At 47.9% G+C, this 19127-nt stretch carries 18 protein-coding genes; 6 read left to right on the forward strand and 12 right to left on the reverse strand.

Annotated features, from left to right (window positions below; genetic code table 11):
• Positions 1-66 precede the first annotated feature (66 nt).
• Entirely contained in the window at positions 67-1014 is a 948-nt protein-coding gene (locus PGW97_RS21475; protein WP_273859769.1) for a DMT family transporter, read from the forward strand.
• 58 nt (positions 1015-1072) lie between these two features.
• Here the strand turns inward: PGW97_RS21475 and PGW97_RS21480 are convergent, their stop codons facing one another.
• Entirely contained in the window at positions 1073-1639 is a 567-nt protein-coding gene (locus PGW97_RS21480) for a sugar O-acetyltransferase (protein ID WP_273859770.1), read from the reverse strand.
• A 240-nt stretch (positions 1640-1879) separates the two neighbouring features.
• Complete coding sequence (locus PGW97_RS21485; RefSeq protein ID WP_273859771.1) at positions 1880-2923, reverse strand: alkene reductase; 1044 nt, start codon at positions 2921-2923, stop codon at positions 1880-1882.
• 127 nt (positions 2924-3050) lie between these two features.
• Between PGW97_RS21485 and PGW97_RS21490 the strand changes: the two genes are divergently transcribed.
• The gene (locus tag PGW97_RS21490; protein WP_047885990.1) at positions 3051-3629 is read left to right on the forward strand and encodes a TetR/AcrR family transcriptional regulator; all 579 of its coding nucleotides are present in this window, start codon (positions 3051-3053) and stop codon (positions 3627-3629) included.
• Between the two features lie 109 nt (positions 3630-3738).
• On the opposite strand, the gene PGW97_RS21495 is transcribed toward PGW97_RS21490, so the two are convergent.
• Positions 3739-4122 carry a TonB-dependent receptor gene (locus PGW97_RS21495; protein ID WP_273859772.1) on the reverse strand — a complete coding sequence of 128 codons (384 nt, stop codon included), beginning with the start codon at positions 4120-4122 and terminating at the stop codon, positions 3739-3741.
• A gap of 650 nt (positions 4123-4772) precedes the next feature.
• Here PGW97_RS21495 and PGW97_RS21500 point away from each other — a divergent pair.
• Positions 4773-5576, forward strand: a complete 804-nt coding sequence (locus tag PGW97_RS21500; RefSeq protein ID WP_273859773.1) for a MetQ/NlpA family ABC transporter substrate-binding protein — start codon at positions 4773-4775, stop codon at positions 5574-5576.
• Between the two features lie 109 nt (positions 5577-5685).
• On the opposite strand, the gene PGW97_RS21505 is transcribed toward PGW97_RS21500, so the two are convergent.
• Together PGW97_RS21505 and PGW97_RS21510 are read right to left on the reverse strand one after the other, a co-directional pair.
• Positions 5686-7200 carry a sensor histidine kinase gene (locus PGW97_RS21505; protein WP_273859774.1) on the reverse strand — a complete coding sequence of 505 codons (1515 nt, stop codon included), beginning with the start codon at positions 7198-7200 and terminating at the stop codon, positions 5686-5688.
• Positions 7178-7858: a response regulator gene (locus PGW97_RS21510; protein ID WP_273859775.1), complete on the reverse strand. Its 681-nt coding sequence runs from the start codon at positions 7856-7858 to the stop codon at positions 7178-7180. The genes PGW97_RS21505 and PGW97_RS21510 overlap by 23 nt, the downstream gene beginning before the upstream one ends.
• Before the next feature lie 222 nt (positions 7859-8080).
• Here PGW97_RS21510 and PGW97_RS21515 point away from each other — a divergent pair, with 222 nt between their 5' ends.
• Positions 8081-8548: a GlcG/HbpS family heme-binding protein gene (locus tag PGW97_RS21515; protein WP_047886361.1), complete on the forward strand. Its 468-nt coding sequence runs from the start codon at positions 8081-8083 to the stop codon at positions 8546-8548.
• A gap of 124 nt (positions 8549-8672) precedes the next feature.
• Here the strand turns inward: PGW97_RS21515 and PGW97_RS21520 are convergent, their stop codons facing one another.
• From PGW97_RS21520 to PGW97_RS21540, 5 genes are all read right to left on the reverse strand, one after another.
• Positions 8673-9050: an STAS/SEC14 domain-containing protein gene (locus tag PGW97_RS21520; protein WP_047885995.1), complete on the reverse strand. Its 378-nt coding sequence runs from the start codon at positions 9048-9050 to the stop codon at positions 8673-8675.
• Between the two features lie 133 nt (positions 9051-9183).
• Complete coding sequence (locus PGW97_RS21525; RefSeq protein ID WP_047885996.1) at positions 9184-9816, reverse strand: LysE family translocator; 633 nt, start codon at positions 9814-9816, stop codon at positions 9184-9186.
• Positions 9817-9849: 33 nt separating this feature from the next.
• Positions 9850-10404: a cysteine hydrolase family protein gene (locus PGW97_RS21530; RefSeq protein WP_047885997.1), complete on the reverse strand. Its 555-nt coding sequence runs from the start codon at positions 10402-10404 to the stop codon at positions 9850-9852.
• A 294-nt stretch (positions 10405-10698) separates the two neighbouring features.
• A complete protein-coding gene (ileS, locus tag PGW97_RS21535; RefSeq protein ID WP_273859776.1) occupies positions 10699-13881 on the reverse strand; it encodes an isoleucine--tRNA ligase in 3183 nt (1060 codons plus the stop codon).
• Between the two features lie 286 nt (positions 13882-14167).
• On the reverse strand, positions 14168-15031 hold the full coding sequence (locus tag PGW97_RS21540) for a hypothetical protein (RefSeq protein ID WP_273859777.1): 864 nt from the start codon (positions 15029-15031) through the stop codon (positions 14168-14170).
• 326 nt (positions 15032-15357) lie between these two features.
• On the opposite strand from PGW97_RS21540, the gene PGW97_RS21545 reads away from it, so the two are divergent.
• On the forward strand, positions 15358-15531 hold the full coding sequence (locus PGW97_RS21545) for a hypothetical protein (protein WP_273859778.1): 174 nt from the start codon (positions 15358-15360) through the stop codon (positions 15529-15531).
• 202 nt (positions 15532-15733) lie between these two features.
• Here the strand turns inward: PGW97_RS21545 and groL are convergent, their stop codons facing one another.
• Positions 15734-17329: a chaperonin GroEL gene (gene groL, locus PGW97_RS21550; RefSeq protein ID WP_273859779.1), complete on the reverse strand. Its 1596-nt coding sequence runs from the start codon at positions 17327-17329 to the stop codon at positions 15734-15736.
• 33 nt (positions 17330-17362) lie between these two features.
• On the reverse strand, positions 17363-17653 hold the full coding sequence (locus tag PGW97_RS21555) for a co-chaperone GroES (protein ID WP_217391650.1): 291 nt from the start codon (positions 17651-17653) through the stop codon (positions 17363-17365).
• A 418-nt stretch (positions 17654-18071) separates the two neighbouring features.
• Between PGW97_RS21555 and ylqF the strand changes: the two genes are divergently transcribed.
• The gene (ylqF, locus tag PGW97_RS21560; RefSeq protein ID WP_047886002.1) at positions 18072-19022 is read left to right on the forward strand and encodes a ribosome biogenesis GTPase YlqF; all 951 of its coding nucleotides are present in this window, start codon (positions 18072-18074) and stop codon (positions 19020-19022) included.
• Positions 19023-19127: the final 105 nt, after the last annotated feature.

Below are 19127 nucleotides of genomic sequence, written 5' to 3' on the forward strand. Positions count from 1 at the left end.
ATATTAACGGTAAGGTTCCATTATTCTTTATCACAATACTGTTCTGTTGAATGAGACCTTTGTGATATGACTGTTTATCCTACAACTGCTTCTTCTGCCCGTTACGGCATCTGGGCAATTCTGCTGGCATCCCTGCTGTGGGGGACAACCGGCACAGTCGCAAGCTTTGCCCCGGATGTCAGTCCTTTAGCCATTGGCGCTTTTGCTATGGGATTTGGCGGCCTGATTCAGGCGCTGTCTGCCAAAACCCGCCTCGTACAAGAGATTCCCCGGCTGCTTCAACAGAAACAACGGCTGCTGATCGGTGCTGTGGCCATCACCGTCTATCCACTGGCATTTTATACCTCTATGCGACTAGCCGGCGTCGCCATTGGCACTGTAATCTCCATTGCGTCTGCGCCTTTTGCCACGGCCATCCTAGAGTGTCTCATCAGCAAAAAGAACACACTGACGCAACGCTGGGTGATTAGCTTTGGGTTGGGAATAACAGGAATGGCTTTATTGACCTATGCCGAGCCTGCCACATCGCAGTTGGATGAAATCAGCACGTTAAAGATGACCGGTATTTTATTGGGATTGATAGCCGGCTGTGCTTACGCTGTGTATAGCTGGGTTGCTAAAGCGATGATTGAAACAGGCATTCAATCCTCAGCCGCAATGGGAAGCCTGTTTGGTTTAGGAGCTATCGGGTTATTGCCCACCTTATTCTTCACCGGCAATCAGATGTTTGCATCACTGTCCAATGCCATGGTGATGATTTACATGGCAGTGATTCCGATGTTTCTCGGCTACTTTCTGTTTGGCTATGGGTTACGACACATTAACGCCAGTAAAGCGACACTGTTAACTTTGTTCGAGCCTGTCGTCGCAGCCGTTTTTGCCGTCACTATCGTCGGCGAAGTTATTCCATATCAGGGATGGTTTGGCATGGTACTCATCATCCTGTGCCTCACCATACAAACCCGTGAAAGCCCCGCCGATAAACACAAGCTGTCAGTTAAATCACATCAGTAAACAGTGAACCCAATGCATGGCTCCCCCCACCTTGTTCTGGGGGGAGTGGTCTGAGCAATCAGGATGACGAGCCCTCTATCGTTTTCAGTATTCTCGCCGGATTCCCGGCAATCACCACATTATTGCCGAAGCTCTTCGTCACCACAGCCCCCGAAGCAACCACCACATTGTCACCCAATGTCACCCCCGGATTAATGGTCGCGTGCCCGCCAATCCAGCAGTTATTACCAATCGAGACGGGTTTGGCGAACTCAACGCCCTTAGCCCTTTCAACAGGATCAATTGGATGCGCCGCGGTATAAATACCGACTTGCGGCGCAATAAAGCAATTATCGCCGATATGGACTTCAGCAACATCCAGAATCACGCAGCCAAAATTCGCAAAGAAGTTTTCTCCCACGTGAATGTTTTGGCCATAATCGCAATGAAAAGATGACTCGATGTTAATCTGCTCCCCGGTAGACCCAAATAGGGACTTGGCCATCGCCACCCGTTTTTCAGCCTCAACCGCACTGGTTTGATTCAGTTTCTCCGTCAACAGGCGAGCTCGCAAACGCAACGCGACCAACTCCGGGTCAGCCGGGTTGTAATGCAGTCCTGCCAACATTTTATCTTTTTCCGTCAATGTGTATTCCTTCATTGCTGAGACTGGAAAGTATTACTGCATCTTACTGTCTGCCTCAGTTAACTGATACCGCTAAGTTCGCTTGTTCATGAACATGAACATGAACAGCACGGGAACATGACTGATGTGTCCCATATCAGTCAGTTTTCAATACATGCGATACAAATAAAAAGAGGAAGCTTATTAAGCTTCCCCTCTTATATTCAGCAACGCCTATTCAGTAGCGTCAGCCTTAATGACTTACACAAGCTCTGCCAGCATAGTATCCGTATACTCCACCAAGGCTTCGCCGTTTTTGACCTTTGCAACATAGTCAGGGTTGGCAATCAATGGACGGCCAATTGCCAGCAAATCAAACTGATTGTTTACAATGGCTGCACTGCCAGATTCAGCAGAATAACTCCCTACACCAACCAGTGTTTTGCTGTAGCGCTGACGCACATAGGCCGAAGCGGTACCACCCAGATAGTCGAACTCCATGCTGTCATCGAAGATCCCTATGTGAAGGAAAGCCAGATCGCGTTGTTCCAGTTCTGCCAACAGATAATCTGACACATTGCGGTCACGGGCATCACCTTCCATATTGAAGTAAGCCCCCGGAGATAGTCGCAGACCTGTGCGATCCGCGCCAATACGATCGGCGATAGCATCAATCACCGCCAGCGGGAAACGCGCCATATTTTCCGGTGTACCGCCAAATTCATCGTCACGTGTGTTGCTGCAGTAATGCAGAAATTGATCGATCAGATAGCCGTTAGCACCGTGGATTTCAACGCCATCGAAGCCAGCGTCAATCGCATTAGCCGCAGCCTGAGCGTAGTCTGCAACCAGTTGTTCAATCTCTGCTTTGGTCGCCGGTTTTGGTACGGTATAAACCAACTCGCGCATTCTCGGCACCGTTCCCTCTACGGCAATCGCTGAAGGCGCAAGCACATATTCACCACCAAAGAAATGCGGGTGAGCCACTCGGCCTGTGTGCCACAGTTGCGCAAAAATTTTACCGCCGTTGGCATGTACGGCATCTGTGACTTTGCGCCAGCCATCAATTTGCGTAGGCGTATACAGACCCGGAGTATTCGGATACCCCTGACCATCGGGACGAATGATGGTAGCTTCAGAAATGATTAACCCCGTCTCTGCACGACGGGCGTAATAGTCAACCATCGCCTGCGTCGGGACCAAATCATCGTCAGCCATACAACGAGTCAGCGGCGCCATTAGAATTCGATTTTTAAGCGTCAGCGTGCCATTCAGGGCGTACGGCTGGAACAGGATGTCCGTCATTTTTCTTACCTCTATCTTGAACGTATATTCAAGATAGGCATTCTTGAATAATTGTTCAAGAACTTTTTTGAATGAATGTTCAAACACTGGTAAAATCAAGGCAGTTTCCATTCACCAGAGAGATGCTATGCGCAGTGCAGAGTTCGATCGTGAACAAGTTTTACGTTCTGCAATGGATGCCTTTATTGCTAAGGGATACAGCAAAACCAGTATGCAAGATCTGAAACAGGCTACCGGCCTGCATCCCGGATCCATTTACTGTGCCTTCGAGAATAAACGCGGCCTGCTGCTGGCTTCACTTGAGCAATACCGCTCTGACAGCAAAGCGGATTTCCAACGTTTTTTTGATCAATCCCCTTCTGCATTAAAGGGACTAAGACTGTATCTCGATCATGTTGTTGAGGAATGTGAGTGTGAAACCATCAAAGATTGTCTGCTGCAAAAAGCTTTAAGCGAGCTTTCTCAGCAGGACGAAGAGGTCGAAGCGCTTATCGCCCACATGCTTAATCAATGGCAAGCGTCTATTGCAGCGAAATTACAGCAAGCTCAACAAGAAGGGGACATTCCGGCTGACAGAAATCCGCTTGAGCTGGCTCAGTTTCTGGTTATGGGGATATACGGTATCCGTACCTTCTCACACACACAGCCAGAAAAAGGCACATTGCGAAGATTAGCCGATCAACTGTTTGCTCATTTATCGCAGTAAATTCAGGCTATCTCTGTCCTTTGAGAATGCATACTCAGCCTGATAGACCTAGCTGAGTATGCATGTTTGCATTTTCCCAGCCAGGCACAGCGTTGGTTCCGTCGCCCAGCTAACTGGCGCCGTGTTTGGGAGACAAAACAAACAAAGCAGTCATTAAAACCATCCCAACCAGAAATATCATAGAAGCCAAAGCCAGAATTTTGTCCAGGAGTTCCGGCGCAATAAACTGGCCATAAAGCAAAAATAATCCACTAATCAATATCAGTACGCTCAGGTGATGAACCCAGAACTGCACATGAGCCAAAGCACTGTTGCCATTTTTCAACCACAGCTTGTGGCAAAGCCCGTAAATAAACGAGACAACAAAGCCTGCCAGCATCGTGTGTGCATGCGTAACGAGCTGACCGTGGTTATGAGAGGCCGCCATGTAGATGCCCAGTAAAAGCCCTAAAATGGCGTATCCAAAACTGCACAATATGAATTTTCTGTCCATCCACTCCCTCCAACTGGCGACACTTCACCAACTTGATCGCTGAAATATCGAGCGCTGAAATATTGAGCTCTGAAATGTTAAGCTCTGTAATATTTGGCGCTGAATAGCCCTAAATCATGAGATAAAAACCAGCGTGAGCCTTAAAAGCCAATCCCGCCCTCAACGCAAACACGGATAAAGTAAAAGCAGTTTCTTACTGATATAAATTGGCATTCACCTTCATAAGGCTAGGCTGGACAGATCAACTTTGCCATTCAAACCATAAAGCAACGTCACTCAGACCATGCAACAACTATGCGCCATTCTAAACGGTGATACAGAGGCCTGGCACATGAATGAGAACACATTAGGCAGCAACCAAAGACCAAATAAATCTAATGATTTGCTTCTGAGTACTGGAACTTCTGCTTGCTGGTTCTTCTGATTGCTATTAGCACAACTGGGATTTTACCGTGGCACTTTTAACGTATTTTGCTGCTGCAACGACAGCACAACCTGTTCTCACATGTTCAGCTGGCTATTCCTCTGTGTGTTGAAAAATCGTGTTGCATCTCAGTTCATTCAATGTAATATGGCCGTACAGCCATCTAAACACCCATACCGCCCAATACCATTTTTCGCGTATGGAAATACATGATAGGGAAAGCATGATGAAAAAACGTAAAACAGTCAGTCAATGGATTCTCGGCACCCTGCTGTTTGCAGTCTTAACCGGCTGCGGACAGGAAGACAGCACTGTCATTAAAGTCGGGGCAACGGTAGGCCCTCATGCTCAGGTCGTTGAAGCCGTTGCACGAGAAGCAGAAAAGCAAGGGCTCAAAGTCGAAGTCGTTGAGTTTTCTGATTACATCACCCCGAATGGCGCATTGGCTGACGGCAGCCTGGACATTAACAGTTACCAACACCAGCCTTTCTTACAGAATTACAACAGCAATAATGGCTCGAAGTTGGTCTCGATTGGGGAGTCCATCCTGATGCGCATGGGGATTTACTCGAACAAATACGCCTCTCTGGCCGATCTGCCGGATAATGCGCAGGTTGCGATTCCTAATGATCCGACGAATGGTGGACGTGGTCTGCTTCTGCTGGAGGACGCCAAGCTTATCACACTTAAACCCGGTGTCGGTTTCAAGGCCAGCATTGAAGATGTGGTCGATAATCCAAAGAACCTGAAATTTATTGAAGTTGAAGCCGCGCAGCTGCCACGCAGTCTGGACGATGTCGATGTGGCAACGATTACGATGAACTATGTCATGTCTGCCGGTCTGGATCCGAAGAAACAGGGGATCTATCTGGAACCGAAAGATGCCCCCTTGGCAGTCATGGTGATTGCGACGCGTGAAGCAGATAAAAACAACCCGGCATACCAGAAGTTTGTTGATATCTATCAGTCACAACCGATTCGCGACTATCTGCAGCAAACATTCAACGGTACCATCGAACCAGCTTTCTAAGCCAAATCAGGACATGTCTTGCAGCCCCCCTTCATCAGCGTGTATTCCGCATACTCCGGTGATTGTGGTGGCTGCAACACTCACACCGGATAAGTGTCGCTAATAGCAGTTACTTTGAGTTTTCAGACTCGTCGACATTAAGACGAATGGTGAAGGTACTACCCTGCTGTGGTACAGACTCAACCGTCAGGATACCACCCAGGTTGGTGACCATTGCAGAAGCCAGTGCCAAACCAAGTCCATAGCCCTCCGAATTACTTCGACTGCTATCCACCCGATATAAACGCTTAAACACTAAGTCCTGATGCTCCGGGGCAATCCCGATCCCTGTATCAGTCACATTGATGACTAGCTGGGTTGTTTTCTCCGGTTGGTTAACAGCGTGATGCTCAACCGGTGGCAAAGAGGGAGCAATCGTGGACGCAGATAACCGAACCGATCCTCCCGGCGGGGTGTATTTCAATGCGTTATCAACCAGATTAACCAATACCTGCGTCAGTTTGTCAGCATCAGACAGAATGATGATACCGGGAGAACAGGTGCAATGTAGCTCAATCCCCTTTTCTTCGGCAATATCTTCAAACCAGCTAGCCACGCGCTCCAGCGCCATTTTTACTTCCGTTGGAGCTAGCCTAACAATGCGCTTTCCGGCCAGTTCATCATTCAGTTTCATCAGTGCTGTCAGCATGTTACTGGCCTGCACCGCATACTCAGCACAGTCACTTAAGGCATGCTCCTGCAGATTCTGTTTCTCTGCTCCCTTCAAGGGAGACACCAATGCCCCTTCAGCGGCCAGCCGGATCCGTGACAACGGTGTTCGTAAATCATGGGCAATGGCATCCACTGTGGTATCCATTGTTGCAATGACCTGATGTAACCGTGAAACCGCCTGATACACGCTCTGGTTAATGGCGGCCAAGCCATCTTGTTGCATGGCGTCCGTTCTAGAAAACGTTCCTTTTCGTGGAGGTTCTATCTCGTTTTGCTCGGAAAATGAATCCAAAGCGTGATGGCTGAGCTTATCAAGCTGATTGCCCAAGGTTGCCAGTGGCGACATCGTGTTTTGGATTAAACGATGAATAAACACAGCAGTAAACAGCACCAGTACGCAGAAAGCCATAAAAGTCATCATCCATTGTCGCGTCGCCACTGCATAGCGCGCCCGGTTATCCAGCACCAGCCAAAAGATCTGTTTATCCCCCTCCATTTTCAACGTCATATACGGTTTCACAATGAAGGCATTCAACCAGTTTTGCTCACCCAACAGGTATTCCGTAAGCACCAGCTCAACCGGTAGCTGGTTATCACCGGCTATGTAACTGGCAGGTTTATCAGAGGATATTTGAGTGGCCATCGCCGCGATATTATTTTCGGTCAGGCGTTGGGGGTTTGCCTTAAGAACATGGATAAGTTTTTCATCAGACTCAAAACGAAGAATGCGCTGATATTCAGCAGACAGGGAGTGCAGGATTTTTCGCTCGGCCCGGTAGAGATCATAAAAAAACAGCGCGCCGACCACCATTTCAATCAGCGTCAGGCAAACCAGTAAAATACCCATGAACCGATAAAACAGATGGCGCTGGGTACGTGTTAAGGCCTGATCAATACTCTGATTTGAGGACATAACCCACTCCTCTGATGGTATGAATCAGCGGCTCTTCAAAGTCTCTGTCCACTTTTACTCTTAACCGACAAACCAGCACATCAACAACATTAGTCTGCGGGTCAAATTGATACCCCCAGACCTGCTCCAGGATGGTCGTTTTTGACAGCACGGTTTCCGGTTGTTCCATCAACAGTTTCATCAGGCTGAATTCACGCTGATTCAGCTGAATCGATTGTCCGGCACGAAAAAGTGTTCGTTTCAGCACATCAAGCGTCAGATCCTGATAGCTCAGTTGATGTGACTGCAGAGATTTTGCCTGATCGCGGCGTGTTAAGATCTGACAGCGGACAGCGAGTTCCGAGAATGCAAACGGCTTGACCATATAATCATCGGCTCCGGATTTCAGGCCAAGAACGCGTTCCTCAACAAAATGCCGGGCACTGAGAATGATAACGGGTGTGCGGTATCCCATGCCGCGTAATTCAGTCAACACTTCTAGCCCATCCTTCTGCGGCAGCATAATGTCGAGCACAATAAGATCAAACTGCTCAGTGGTTGCCAGATGTAAACCGTCAACGCCGTTGTCTGCTAATTCAACGGTATACCCTTCCTGACGAAACCCTTGGGCAATAAACCTGGCGATGTGGCGATCATCTTCAATCAGTAAAACGTTCACTTAACCCTGCCATCTTCTGCTCGTTACGCACCACTTTATCAGCTTTTCAGTGAGTCGATGATAAACATTACACCTTTGTAATGGTCCTGAAAGCATCCGGCAATTGCCACTGCACTAAGGTGTTATACACAAATCCAAATCATAAACGTTGAAAACCCTATAACGGAGCATGACATGAAATCATTCACACAATGCGCAACATCGCTAATACTTTCAGGCCTGATGGCAGCGACCTTCAGTACATCTGCAGCCACTGAAAATCAGAACAAGACCATTTCAGTGACTCAGATTTCATCACATACAGCCTTTGAACTTGCCAAAGAAACGGTTCTGCAGTGTGAAGCCAAAGGCTACCGCGTCACAGCAACCGTTGTGGACGTTACCGGTAATGTCATCGCCCAGTTACGTTCTGATCTGGCCGGACGCCACACGCTGGAAAGCTCTCGCCAGAAAGCGTTTACTGCTGTCAGTCTAAAACAACCTACGGCCGACCTGATGAAAACCATCGCGGACAAACCGATCCTGCAACCGCTGAAAGATATGGATGACAATCTGTTGTTACTGGCGGGAGGATTGCCACTCAGCGTGAATGACACGATTATTGGGGGAATTGGTGTTGGCGGTGCACCGGGTGGCCATCTGGATCAGCAATGTGCTGAAGCAGCCATCGCGAAAGTACTGGAACAGTAAATACCAGCCTAAATGAAAAAGGTGCAGGAGACTGAGTCTTCCGCACCTTTCAAATATCAGCGTTTCGCTCTCGTAATACTGGTGTCTGCATTCCGGTAAAGTGGCAGGTCACTTGCGAAGGAAATTAAGATGAACGGCCAGTTTCCAGCCAGGCTTCTGCCTCTTCTTTCTGATCACGGCCAAACCCTTTAATTTCCAGCCCCGGAATCAGCTTTCCTTCAAATTCACTGACAGTTTTAATCCAGTCTTTGTCGGTTAATACCACCGCCCGATCAAACTGCCGAATGAAATGAATCATTTTGGGAAACCGGCCCAACTCTACACCAATAGCGCCGAGAGAGGGTAAGTGGTAATCCACCACATCAAATAACATGACACCATTCTCAATGCCGTCGGCTTGCTCGGTTAGAGCATCCAATGCTTTGCCCATTTGCTCTGCATCCAGTTTGCCACTCATTTCAATGTCTAATCGGTTGTCGCCTACCCGTTTCACTTCAAACATGGCTGACTCCTTAGTGGGAGTGGTGATATACCGTTTCAAGGCAAATTGACAGCTCGCCGTTCAACAGTATATTCCGGTCATTGACCAGCTGTATTACTAAGTATTTGCGATAGAAGTGTAGTACGCCATACCCTTAACTGTCTTTGCTGAGTGCAATTTTCCCCGCCAAACCAATCAGCAGTACGCCAGACACACCTTCAATGACGCGGGTATAACGCGCCACTTTCGGATTGTTGAACAGCCAACTGCCCAATAGGGCATAAACGACATTACACCCTGTCGCTAACGCACTGAAAAGCAGGCCAAACATCAGCAACTGCATCGATGTTGACCCCTGCCCCACTTCAATAAACTGGGGCAAAAAAGACAAAAAGAACAACGCCACTTTCGGGTTAAGTACGCTCACCACCACACCTTGGCGGAATATACTTTCATTAGCCGATGAAGAGGCCGCAGTCATCGTCAGTGAAGATTGCCCGCGCAGCATGTTGCGCAGAGATGAAATCCCCAGATAAAGCAGATAAGCCGCACCCAGGTATTTCACAACACTGAATGCAACAGCGGAACTCAGAATAAGTGCTGACAGTCCAAAAACGGCCGCTAGTGTGTGCAGGAAGTAACCGACACCCAGCCCCATTGCGGCTTTTAAGCCAGCCTGCATACGGCCTTTCATGGTATTTGACACAATATAGACGACGTCCGGCCCAGGGATCAGGTTGATAGACAGTGACGCGATGGTAAATAAAAGTAAGGTTTGGAATTCCATTTCAGCAGCTCCTTGTCGTATAAAAAGAAAATATTATTGCGTCAGCAACTCCGGCGTAGCCAGCAGTTCTGCTGTAGAAACACAGCGAATCGGCATGCCAAAATTCGACATGGTCGACAACGTGCTGTTTTCGTGTGCACGAATCACTGCCGCGTTTGCATGTGGCTTATCCTGTGTGGTGTGAGCATCTGATACCAACTCAACCGGATAACCCAGCCCGGCCGCGCGGCGTACCGTGGTATCCACACAAAATTCCGAGGCATAGCCGCACACAATCAACTTTTCGATACCCAGCTCCTCCAGCAGCTCTTTCAGGTTGGTGTTCAAAAAAGAATCAGGAGTGGACTTTCGGGTATACAAATCGCCTTCACAAGTGACTAACTCACGATACAGTTGCCAGCCTTCACTTTGATAAGCAATCGGTGTATCCGGCTGATCATGCTGAACAAAAATCACCGGTTTTTGCTGTTTTCTCGCCCAGGCGGTAATGGTGTTGATTCTGGAAATAACGTGTTGTGTTTCAAAAGGCTGAGGATCGACATCAAATACGATGGTCTGAACATCAATCACTAATACGGCTGATTTCATGGATTCCCTCCAAAGGAAGTAACTAGGTGTCCTGAATGCAGTACTACCGACGCTTGTCTGACTCTCTTCACGCGATAAGTCTGCATTTCGAATGGGGAACAATATATGACACCACACACTTATCATAAAGACATTATTACCGAGCAAGACCTGACGGCATCTTTACCGCCCTCAGAATCTAATCCGTAATAAAGAGCCAATCAGTACTCAAAATCCGATCCCTCTGAGGATCAGTGCGGGGACACTACCATTCCCCGCACTGTTGCCGTTTTCTGCATTTTTTTCTTGCTGGTGTTATGTCCTGCTATCAGTCACCCGCTTGAGGCTGACTGACAGGTAATGCTCATCAATTGAAAATTGCCAACCGTGCTCTTCCATGTTGTCCGTTTCAACCTCGAACTCTTTAGCCTCACTTTCTTCAAAACGCAGTGCTAACGTTTCCTGCTCAATGAATGTACGGTGTTCAAGCAGCCAGCTTTTCAGCTTTGGGGTGGCCTGAAAGCGCACTTCAATGCGATCGCTGACCTTAAATGCCGATTGTTTGCGCGATTTCTGAATGAACCCCACGACCTCCCTGACAACCCCTTCACCGATCAGCGCCTCGGTCAGTTGGCAGTCCAAATCCACCGAAATACTGGCATTAGACACCACATTGCTCCCCGGCTTCGGTTTGCGAAATAGCTGGATATCCTGTTCACCAAACACTTCACCAGCCAGAGTCACGCTGCCCTCATCCTGAAATCGATAAAGCTGTTGATGATCCAGAGCTTCAATTAACGCCTGATATTGCTTAAATGACTTTCCAAACCGCTTACCGAGCACAGGAAAATTGGGTTTGGCGTAAAAGTCCACACTGTCCGCTTCGTCAGTACTGTAAATGACATCTTTAACATTTAGCTCGGTACGAATGTAGTGATCAAACCGGGCCAAATCATGCAAAACCTGCGAATCACCATGTAAGACAATCAGCTTGGGTAAGGGAGTTTTCATTTTAATACCGGCCTGGTTTCGCTTTTGTCTGCCAAGCAAAATGATCCCCTGCAAGCGATTAACAGAACGTTCAAGAGCCGCATTCGTCAAAGCGTTGTCCACATCAGGGTAAGCACATAAATGGACGGATTCAGGTGAGGAGTCAGCCTGCTGTCGTAACGGCTGCATGGACTGGTACAAATACTCAGCCAAGAAAGGAGCAAATGGTGCCATCAGTTTCCCGAACTCGTCCAGCACAATGAACAGAGTACGGTATGCCGAGGACTTATCCAGAGTCATTTGCTCTCCCCAAAACCGTGAGCGGTTGAGGCGGATGTACCAGTTTGTCAGCGATTCCATGAACTCAAACAAGGGCGGAACAACGTTATACAGTTGATAACACTCCATCTGTTCACTGACCGTCTGCTTTAAGGTTTGTAGCCGAGCTAAAATCCACTGATCAAACGGGTTCTGGCTCTCTGCTGACGATGCGTCATATTGCCAGCGATCAATTGCGCAGTATGTATTCAGAAACTTGAACGCATTAAGCCAAGGCAACAGCATACGCCTAACCATTTCCTGCACACCCGAGTCCGCAAATCGTTGCTCTTCTGCCTTCACCAGACCAGAGTTCAGCAAATACAACCGCAAAGCATCAGCACCGTATGTATCCATGATAATGTCAGGAGCCGTATAGTTTTTCAGGCGCTTAGACATTTTTTTGCCGTCTTCCGCCATCACGATCCCGTTTACAATCACATTTTTAAATGCCGGCTGTTTGAAAAGACAGTGGCTGATCACCTGTAAGGTATAGAACCACCCCCGGGTCTGGTCTACCCCTTCCGCGATAAACTCAGCAGGAAAACCGGCCCCAAAACTGTCTTGATTTTCAAAGGGGTAATGCACCTGCGCATAAGGCATTGAACCCGACTCAAACCAACAGTCGAACACTTCATCGATACGCTGGTATGCCCCCTCTTCTCCCGGCAAACTAAAGCGGATATCGTCGACATAATCACGATGCAGATCATCCAGCCAGACGCCACTGTATGTCTGTAATTCTTCACGGGATCCGATGCAGAGGATGTTACCGGTGACATCATTCACCCATAACGGTAGCGGTGTTCCCCAGTATCGGTTACGTGACACAGCCCAGTCTCTTGCTCCTTCAAGCCATTTCCCCATTCTGCCGTCACGCAGATGATCCGGCACCCACCGAATACGCTGATTGTTTTTCACCAATTCATCACGAATCTGCTCAACACCGATATACCAGGAAGGCACTGCACGGTAGATAATAGGCGTATCAGAACGTGGGCAAAACGGATAACTGTGAACCAGAGTGTCATGCCGGTATAACTGGCCCTGCTGTCGCAACATAGCAATAATGGATTTGTCTGCATCCTTGACATACTGCCTGGTCAGGTCCGGTACTTGATCAGTAAACCGACCCCGTTCATCAAGCGGGCAAGGCATTGCCGTGATCCCTTTTGACTTCATGATCCTATGGTCATCCTCACCAAAAGCTGGTGCCATATGAACGATTCCCGTTCCGCTATCCCCTGAAACAAAATCATCTGCAACGACACAAAATGCGCCTTCTGCTGCCAGCTCACTAAAGTAAGAAAAAAGCGGTAAATAGGTTTTTCCAACCAGATCATCACCTTTACAGGTCGTAAGTTCGCGATAAGGCTGACCTTTCAGAACATGGTCAAGTCGTTCACGGGCTACCCACAAAGCAAGATTGCGGGTTTCGTCCAGCACTTTGACATACTCGGCCTGACCATTAACACAAAGAGCCAGGTTAGACGGCAGTGTCCAGGGGGTTGTCGTCCAGGCGCTCAGATACGCATTTTCATCCTCAAGCTTGAACAGCACTGTAATGGCCGGGTCTTGTACATCTTTATAGTTTGAGGTCGCCTCAAAGTTTGACAGCACTGTGGAAAGCTCAGTTGAATAAGCCACCACTTTTTCACCCTGATAGACCAGCCCTTGTTCCCAAATCTGCTTGAATACCCACCAGACAGTTTCCATATACCAGGGCTCCATGGTGCGGTAATCATTGTCAAAATCAACCCACCGACCAATTCGCGTGATGGTTTTCTCCCATTCCTGCGTATACCGCTGAACAATGCCTCTGCACGCATCGTTATAGCCAGCAATCCCGATTTTTACGACCGTTTCCTGCGCAGACATCCCCAGCGATTTATCAATTTCATGCTCGATGGGTAATCCATGGCAATCCCAGCCAAAGCGGCGTTCAATGTAATGCCCTTTCATCGTGAAGTAACGGGGCACTACATCTTTAATGGTGGATGCGACCAAGTGGCCATGATGAGGTAAACCTGTTGCAAACGGCGGCCCATCGTAAAACACATAAGGCGGTAGGTCTCTTGTTTGCTGCAGTGATTTTTGAAAGATTTCCCTTTCTTTCCAGAAGCTGAGCATCTCATGTTCAGCTTCCACAAAAGAAAAAGGCGATGATTGTTCGCTGGTGACATTAGCCATACACTTTCTCCGCTTTCTTGGTAGGCCAAGGAAGCAGAAAGAAGAAACCCGCCTCCTGGGCGGGTTTCTTACTTTTCGACAAACAGCCAAAAACCCACCATTCCTATGGAATGATGGTAATAATTCGTGCTGGCTGAAGAAGTAAATACATAGTCATATACTCAATGTTGCACAACGTTATGAATTGGTCAACATCTAATCAGCCTGTAATTTCGGAGCACGGCCTGGTTTCAGGTTTGACTCTGGCTTAATTACAGGGTTAGTTTTCGGCTTGGCTCCCGATTGACTATGGTCTGGGGGCTGACTTGGTGTAAGTGAAAAGTTCCTGACGAAAACGTGTAAACGTTGGCACTCGGTACAACCAGGCAGCAGGATGTGTCGTTTTACACAATAATGTATCGGTCTGCTTATAGGCTTGATGAAGCTGAAACATGACTAAACCGGATAAATCGATAGTGTTCATGAACCTCAGGCTGTCAGTGTCATTGTCTTCCGGTGGGGTTACTACAGCACACTCCCCTCCTGCCTGCCTTCTTGTCTGGGTTAGCTCTTGCTGATAACCAAACTCTTGCTCTAACAAGCGGTTAAATTGCGGGTTGAAACCGGCATCAAACGCTTTTGTTCGGGTAAGCTGTCCGGCTTCATCTCGGATATAAAAGTCCCCTTTGGTACAAGCATTGATCGCAATGACCGGATCAAGCATTCGCAGACGCTGAGTTAAATCATCAACGCGCGCCGGCCAGTGTTCAATGAATCGTCGGGTACGGTAAAGGCAGGTGTCCTCCCCCTGCGAGCATTGCAACTGAATAGCGTTAACCACTACAACCGGATAGTGTCCCTGAGCCAAAACCTGAGGCAATGTCGCGAGTAAAGCAGCAAAATGCGTACAAATATTCTCTCCGGTCGCCCCATTGGCCGGACGAGCATAAACCGGTAACCCATTCAGCGCATTAGTGACATGACGGACCTGAAACTCTTTGATGTGTGGACTTTCAATCACCAATACGATCGGGCGGTTAAATCTCTCCCGATGTCTGATAAACATTTCAACAGGCCAGTAGGTCTGCGTATGGTTTTTGGTGCGACGAAACCTGTAACCCGCCTGTGAAACAGTCAGTACTCCAAACACTTCATCGTGACAAATCTGCACTCAATACTCCCTATGATTCAGATTGTTACTCCTTCCGGCGAACACTTTATCGAGTGATTAAAGGCAATACCAGTCCAACTCCACGTTGCATATTGCGGCAACACTGCCCGTTATCAGCATTCTTTCAGAGCCTACAACTGAAAAGGGAATGAGAAAACCGTCGATGGAGTAACTTCAATAGATACTTTTTTGAAACGCTTTTCAGAACAGCTTTTGCAGTTCATGATCTCCAAGACTCCTACTGAGATCAAAGTTTGACGTGTTGGCACCACGTGATGCGCCTCCTCGGCTAACCTTAAATTAAGCGAAGCAATGGAGATCACGCCATGTACTTTACCGAAAAGCTGAAATTGCGCGGCAAAGCCGAAGAAGACCTCTATTTTGCGAAACAGGAAAAAGTCTTAATTGAAGCCCTGCACGAAAAGCGCGATAACGGCGAGCTCGAGCACTGGCACGATGAGTGCCCACCACGAAAAGACCCGCGAAGTGATCATGACTGATGTCGAAGTTGATTGTATCAAACAGATCTGCGCGCCTTTCATCAACTCATCAGCGTTTAAGTCTGATCACTAAAAATTCAGCGGGCTCACACGAGCCCGCTGAGAGTGGCATATTGCTATTTACCTAATACTTGATTAACTGAGCAGACTGCTCTTTGAAAACGGCTATCGGGCCAGTTTCAACTGGACCCGCGCAGGTGCATTAGCGTTCCTCTTTGTCTGCAACGTGATCGGAGACCATAGCTTCGGTGGTGATCATTAACCCCGCCACAGAGGCCGCGAACTGCAGTGCTGAACGAGTGACTTTTGCAGGATCAAGAATACCCATCTCAATCATATTGCCGTATTCACCCGTTGCCGCGTTATAGCCGTAATGGACATCGCCCGCTTTTACGGCATTCACCACAACAGACGCTTCATCACCCGCGTTGGTGGCAATTTGACGCAGTGGTTCTTCCATGGCACGCAGGGCAACACGAATACCCACATTCTGGTCATCGTTATCACCTTTCAGTTCCGCCAGTTCCTTAGCAATCTTGGTCAATGCAACACCACCACCGGCAACAATACCCTCCTCAACCGCAGCACGGGTTGCATGAAGTGCATCATCTACGCGGTCTTTCTTCTCTTTCATCTCGACTTCTGTCGCTGCCCCGATTTTAATCACGGCGACGCCGCCAGACAGTTTGGCAATCCGCTGTTGCAGTTTTTCTTTGTCGTATTGAGAAGTGGTGTTTTCCAACGCTTTCTCAATCGAGGCAACACGATCTTTGATGGCATCTTCATCTGCGGCACCACCAACGATGGTTGTGGTGTCTTTCGTGATGGTGACTTTCGTTGCGCTACCCAATTGCTCCAGCGTTGCTTTTTCCAGCTCAAGACCAATTTCCTCTGAAATTACCGTACCGGCAGTCAGAGTAGCGATATCACCCAGCATCGCTTTACGGTTGTCACCAAAGCCAGGCGCTTTCACCGCAGTCGCACGAACAATACCGCGCATGTTGTTCACCACCAGCGTTGCCAGTGCTTCGCCTTCAATATCTTCGGCAATAATCAACAGTGAACGGCCAGATTTAGCTACGGCTTCTAGTACTGGCAACAATTCCCGAATATTGCTGACTTTTTTATCCACCAACAGGATGTACGGGTTGTCCAACTCAACAGAACCGGCATCCTGATTGGTAATGAAATATGGCGATAAATAGCCACGGTCGAACTGCATACCTTCAACAACAGACAGTTCATTCTTCAGCCCCTGACCTTCTTCAACGGTAATTACACCGTTGCGCCCCACTTTTTCCATGGCCTCAGCAATGATTTCACCAATTTCACGGTCACTGTTTGCAGAAATGCTACCGACCTGAGTGATAGACTCTTTATCGCTGCACGGTTGTGACATTTCACGCAGCTTTTCAACCGCCGCATCAACTGCTTTGTCGATACCGCGTTTCAGGTCCATTGGGTTCATACCAGACGCCACCGCTTTCAAACCTTCGTTAATGAAAGACTGAGCCAGTACGGTTGCGGTGGTAGTACCGTCACCTGCTTCGTCGTTGGCTTTGGAGGCGACTTGTTTCACCATTTGTGCGCCCATGTTTTCGAACTTGTCTTGCAGCTCGATCTCTTTCGCAACAGAGACGCCATCTTTTGTAATGGTCGGCGCACCGTAGGATTTGTCCAGTACGACATTACGTCCTTTAGGACCCAGAGTAACCTTCACTGCATCCGCCAGCAAATTCACCCCTTTCAGCATTTTTTGACGTGCGTCATCAGCAAATAAAACGTCTTTTGCAGTCATAAAAAACTCCTCTGAAAATCACTACAAAATAGATTATTCGACAATCGCTAACACATCAGACTCAGACAAAATCAGGTATTCTGAGCCATCGATTTTTTCAGTTTTCACACCGTAGCCGTCATTGAAAATAACCACGTCGCCCACTTTCACTTCCATGGCCGCGTGCTCACCGTTTTCCAGCCGTTTCCCCTTACCAACCGCAAGCACTTTTCCTCGATTAGATTTCTTGACCGATTGAGAGGTTAAAACGATTCCTCCTTCAGATTTATTTTCCACCTCTTGTCTTTCAACAATCAGCTTGTCATTTAAAGGACGAATGTTCATTAAGGTGCCTCCTACTTAAATACCGAAAAATAAAAGACAGATTGAATAGTGATTAGTAAGAGCCAGTCCGATGCTCTCGATGAAAGAAAATAAGGTCATTTAAAACAAGTTCAAGGGGTATTTTTAATAAAAAATTTTTATCACCTTGAGCAATTTCATTGTTAACCAACAGAACGGGCTGACCAGCGGCGTATCAGGCATGGGTCCACTGCGGGTAAAGTGGACATGAAGTGGTCACGTTACCTTCAATCTCGCAAAAGCGTTTATGTCTTTCGCACGGTACGTTAAACTTGGCACAAGTTATTCATAATCCGTTGGTCAGCTGCGATGCCATAACTGGCCGTGGCTTACTGACATAGCCTGTCTCTGCCGCTTTGGCTTAAGTCAGTGTAATGACAGCACAATAAGAGTTTTCCCAATGAGCAACACTATTCAGTGGTTTCCGGGCCACATGCACAAAGCACGTAAAGAGATTGAAGAAGTTCTGCCAAAAGTCGATGTGATCATCGAAGTACTGGACGCCCGCATTCCATTCAGCAGTGAAAACCCGTTAATAAAAACTTTCCGCGAAAAATCGAATAAGCCAGTGGTGAAAGTACTGAACAAACGTGACCTGGCTGATCCGGAGATGACCCAGTTATGGATTGCGCATCTAGAAAAAGAGCAAGGCGTAAAAGCCATTGCCATCACGACGGAAAACGTGAATGAAGTGCACCAGATTATGGAGCTTTGCCGTAAACTGGCGCCAAACCGTGAAGATATGGGCAAAAACATTCGCACTATGATCATGGGTATTCCGAATGTGGGCAAATCAACCATCATCAATACGCTGGCAGGTCGAAGTGTCGCCGTCACCGGTAACCAACCTGCGGTGACACGTCAACAACAGCGTATTAACCTGCAAAACGGTATTGTGCTGTCTGATACACCGGGAATCCTGTGGCCAAAAGTGGAAAACCCGCACAGTGGTTTTCGTCTGGCTGCTACCGGTGCCGTTAAAGACACTGCGATGGATTATGTGGATGTGGCGTTTTTTACCATTGAGTATCTGGCACAAGCCTACCCTGAGCTGATTAAAGCGCGTTACGATCTGGATGACGACCTGCCGGAATCAGATATTGAAATGATGGAAGCCATTGGTCGTAAGCGTGGTTGCCTGAAGGCTGGTGGCCGTGTTGATCTGCACAAAGCCTCTGAGATCCTGATCAATGAGCTTCGCAACGGTACACTGGGACGCATCACAATGGAGCGTCCGGAGATGATCACTCAGGAATTGATCGACGTAGCCGTTGAAGCTGAGCGTAAAGCAGAAGAAAAAGCCAAACAGAAAGAAGAGCGCCGTAAACGTTACCTGCGTAATAAACGATAAGTTTCTGACATTTGTTAATTGATTCGGCTGCCTGAAACCTGACACGAAGTTGCTCTGTCTTTCAGCGAACAATGATATGTCAGCACTATGCTTGCCGTTTTACCT

The sequence above is a fragment of the Photobacterium sp. GSS17 genome, assembly GCF_028621875.1.
In the GTDB taxonomy this organism is placed as follows: Bacteria; Pseudomonadota; Gammaproteobacteria; order Enterobacterales; family Vibrionaceae; genus Photobacterium; species Photobacterium ganghwense.

What these genes read in the sequence shown, in the direction of transcription:
- ylqF (WP_047886002.1), top strand. Translation starts at nt 18,072, where the DNA reads ATGAGCAACACTATTCAGTGGTTTCCGGGCCACATGCACAAAGCACGT.
- PGW97_RS21505 (WP_273859774.1), bottom strand. Translation starts at nt 7,200, where the DNA reads ATGTCCTCAAATCAGAGTATTGATCAGGCCTTAACACGTACCCAGCGC.
- PGW97_RS21530 (WP_047885997.1), bottom strand. Translation starts at nt 10,404, where the DNA reads ATGAAATCAGCCGTATTAGTGATTGATGTTCAGACCATCGTATTTGAT.
- PGW97_RS21475 (WP_273859769.1), top strand. Translation starts at nt 67, where the DNA reads ATGACTGTTTATCCTACAACTGCTTCTTCTGCCCGTTACGGCATCTGG.
- ileS (WP_273859776.1), bottom strand. Translation starts at nt 13,881, where the DNA reads ATGGCTAATGTCACCAGCGAACAATCATCGCCTTTTTCTTTTGTGGAA.
- PGW97_RS21555 (WP_217391650.1), bottom strand. Translation starts at nt 17,653, where the DNA reads ATGAACATTCGTCCTTTAAATGACAAGCTGATTGTTGAAAGACAAGAG.
- PGW97_RS21495 (WP_273859772.1), bottom strand. Translation starts at nt 4,122, where the DNA reads ATGGACAGAAAATTCATATTGTGCAGTTTTGGATACGCCATTTTAGGG.
- PGW97_RS21500 (WP_273859773.1), top strand. Translation starts at nt 4,773, where the DNA reads ATGAAAAAACGTAAAACAGTCAGTCAATGGATTCTCGGCACCCTGCTG.
- PGW97_RS21525 (WP_047885996.1), bottom strand. Translation starts at nt 9,816, where the DNA reads ATGGAATTCCAAACCTTACTTTTATTTACCATCGCGTCACTGTCTATC.
- PGW97_RS21490 (WP_047885990.1), top strand. Translation starts at nt 3,051, where the DNA reads ATGCGCAGTGCAGAGTTCGATCGTGAACAAGTTTTACGTTCTGCAATG.
- PGW97_RS21545 (WP_273859778.1), top strand. Translation starts at nt 15,358, where the DNA reads ATGTACTTTACCGAAAAGCTGAAATTGCGCGGCAAAGCCGAAGAAGAC.
- groL (WP_273859779.1), bottom strand. Translation starts at nt 17,329, where the DNA reads ATGACTGCAAAAGACGTTTTATTTGCTGATGACGCACGTCAAAAAATG.
- PGW97_RS21520 (WP_047885995.1), bottom strand. Translation starts at nt 9,050, where the DNA reads ATGTTTGAAGTGAAACGGGTAGGCGACAACCGATTAGACATTGAAATG.
- PGW97_RS21515 (WP_047886361.1), top strand. Translation starts at nt 8,081, where the DNA reads ATGGCAGCGACCTTCAGTACATCTGCAGCCACTGAAAATCAGAACAAG.
- PGW97_RS21485 (WP_273859771.1), bottom strand. Translation starts at nt 2,923, where the DNA reads ATGACGGACATCCTGTTCCAGCCGTACGCCCTGAATGGCACGCTGACG.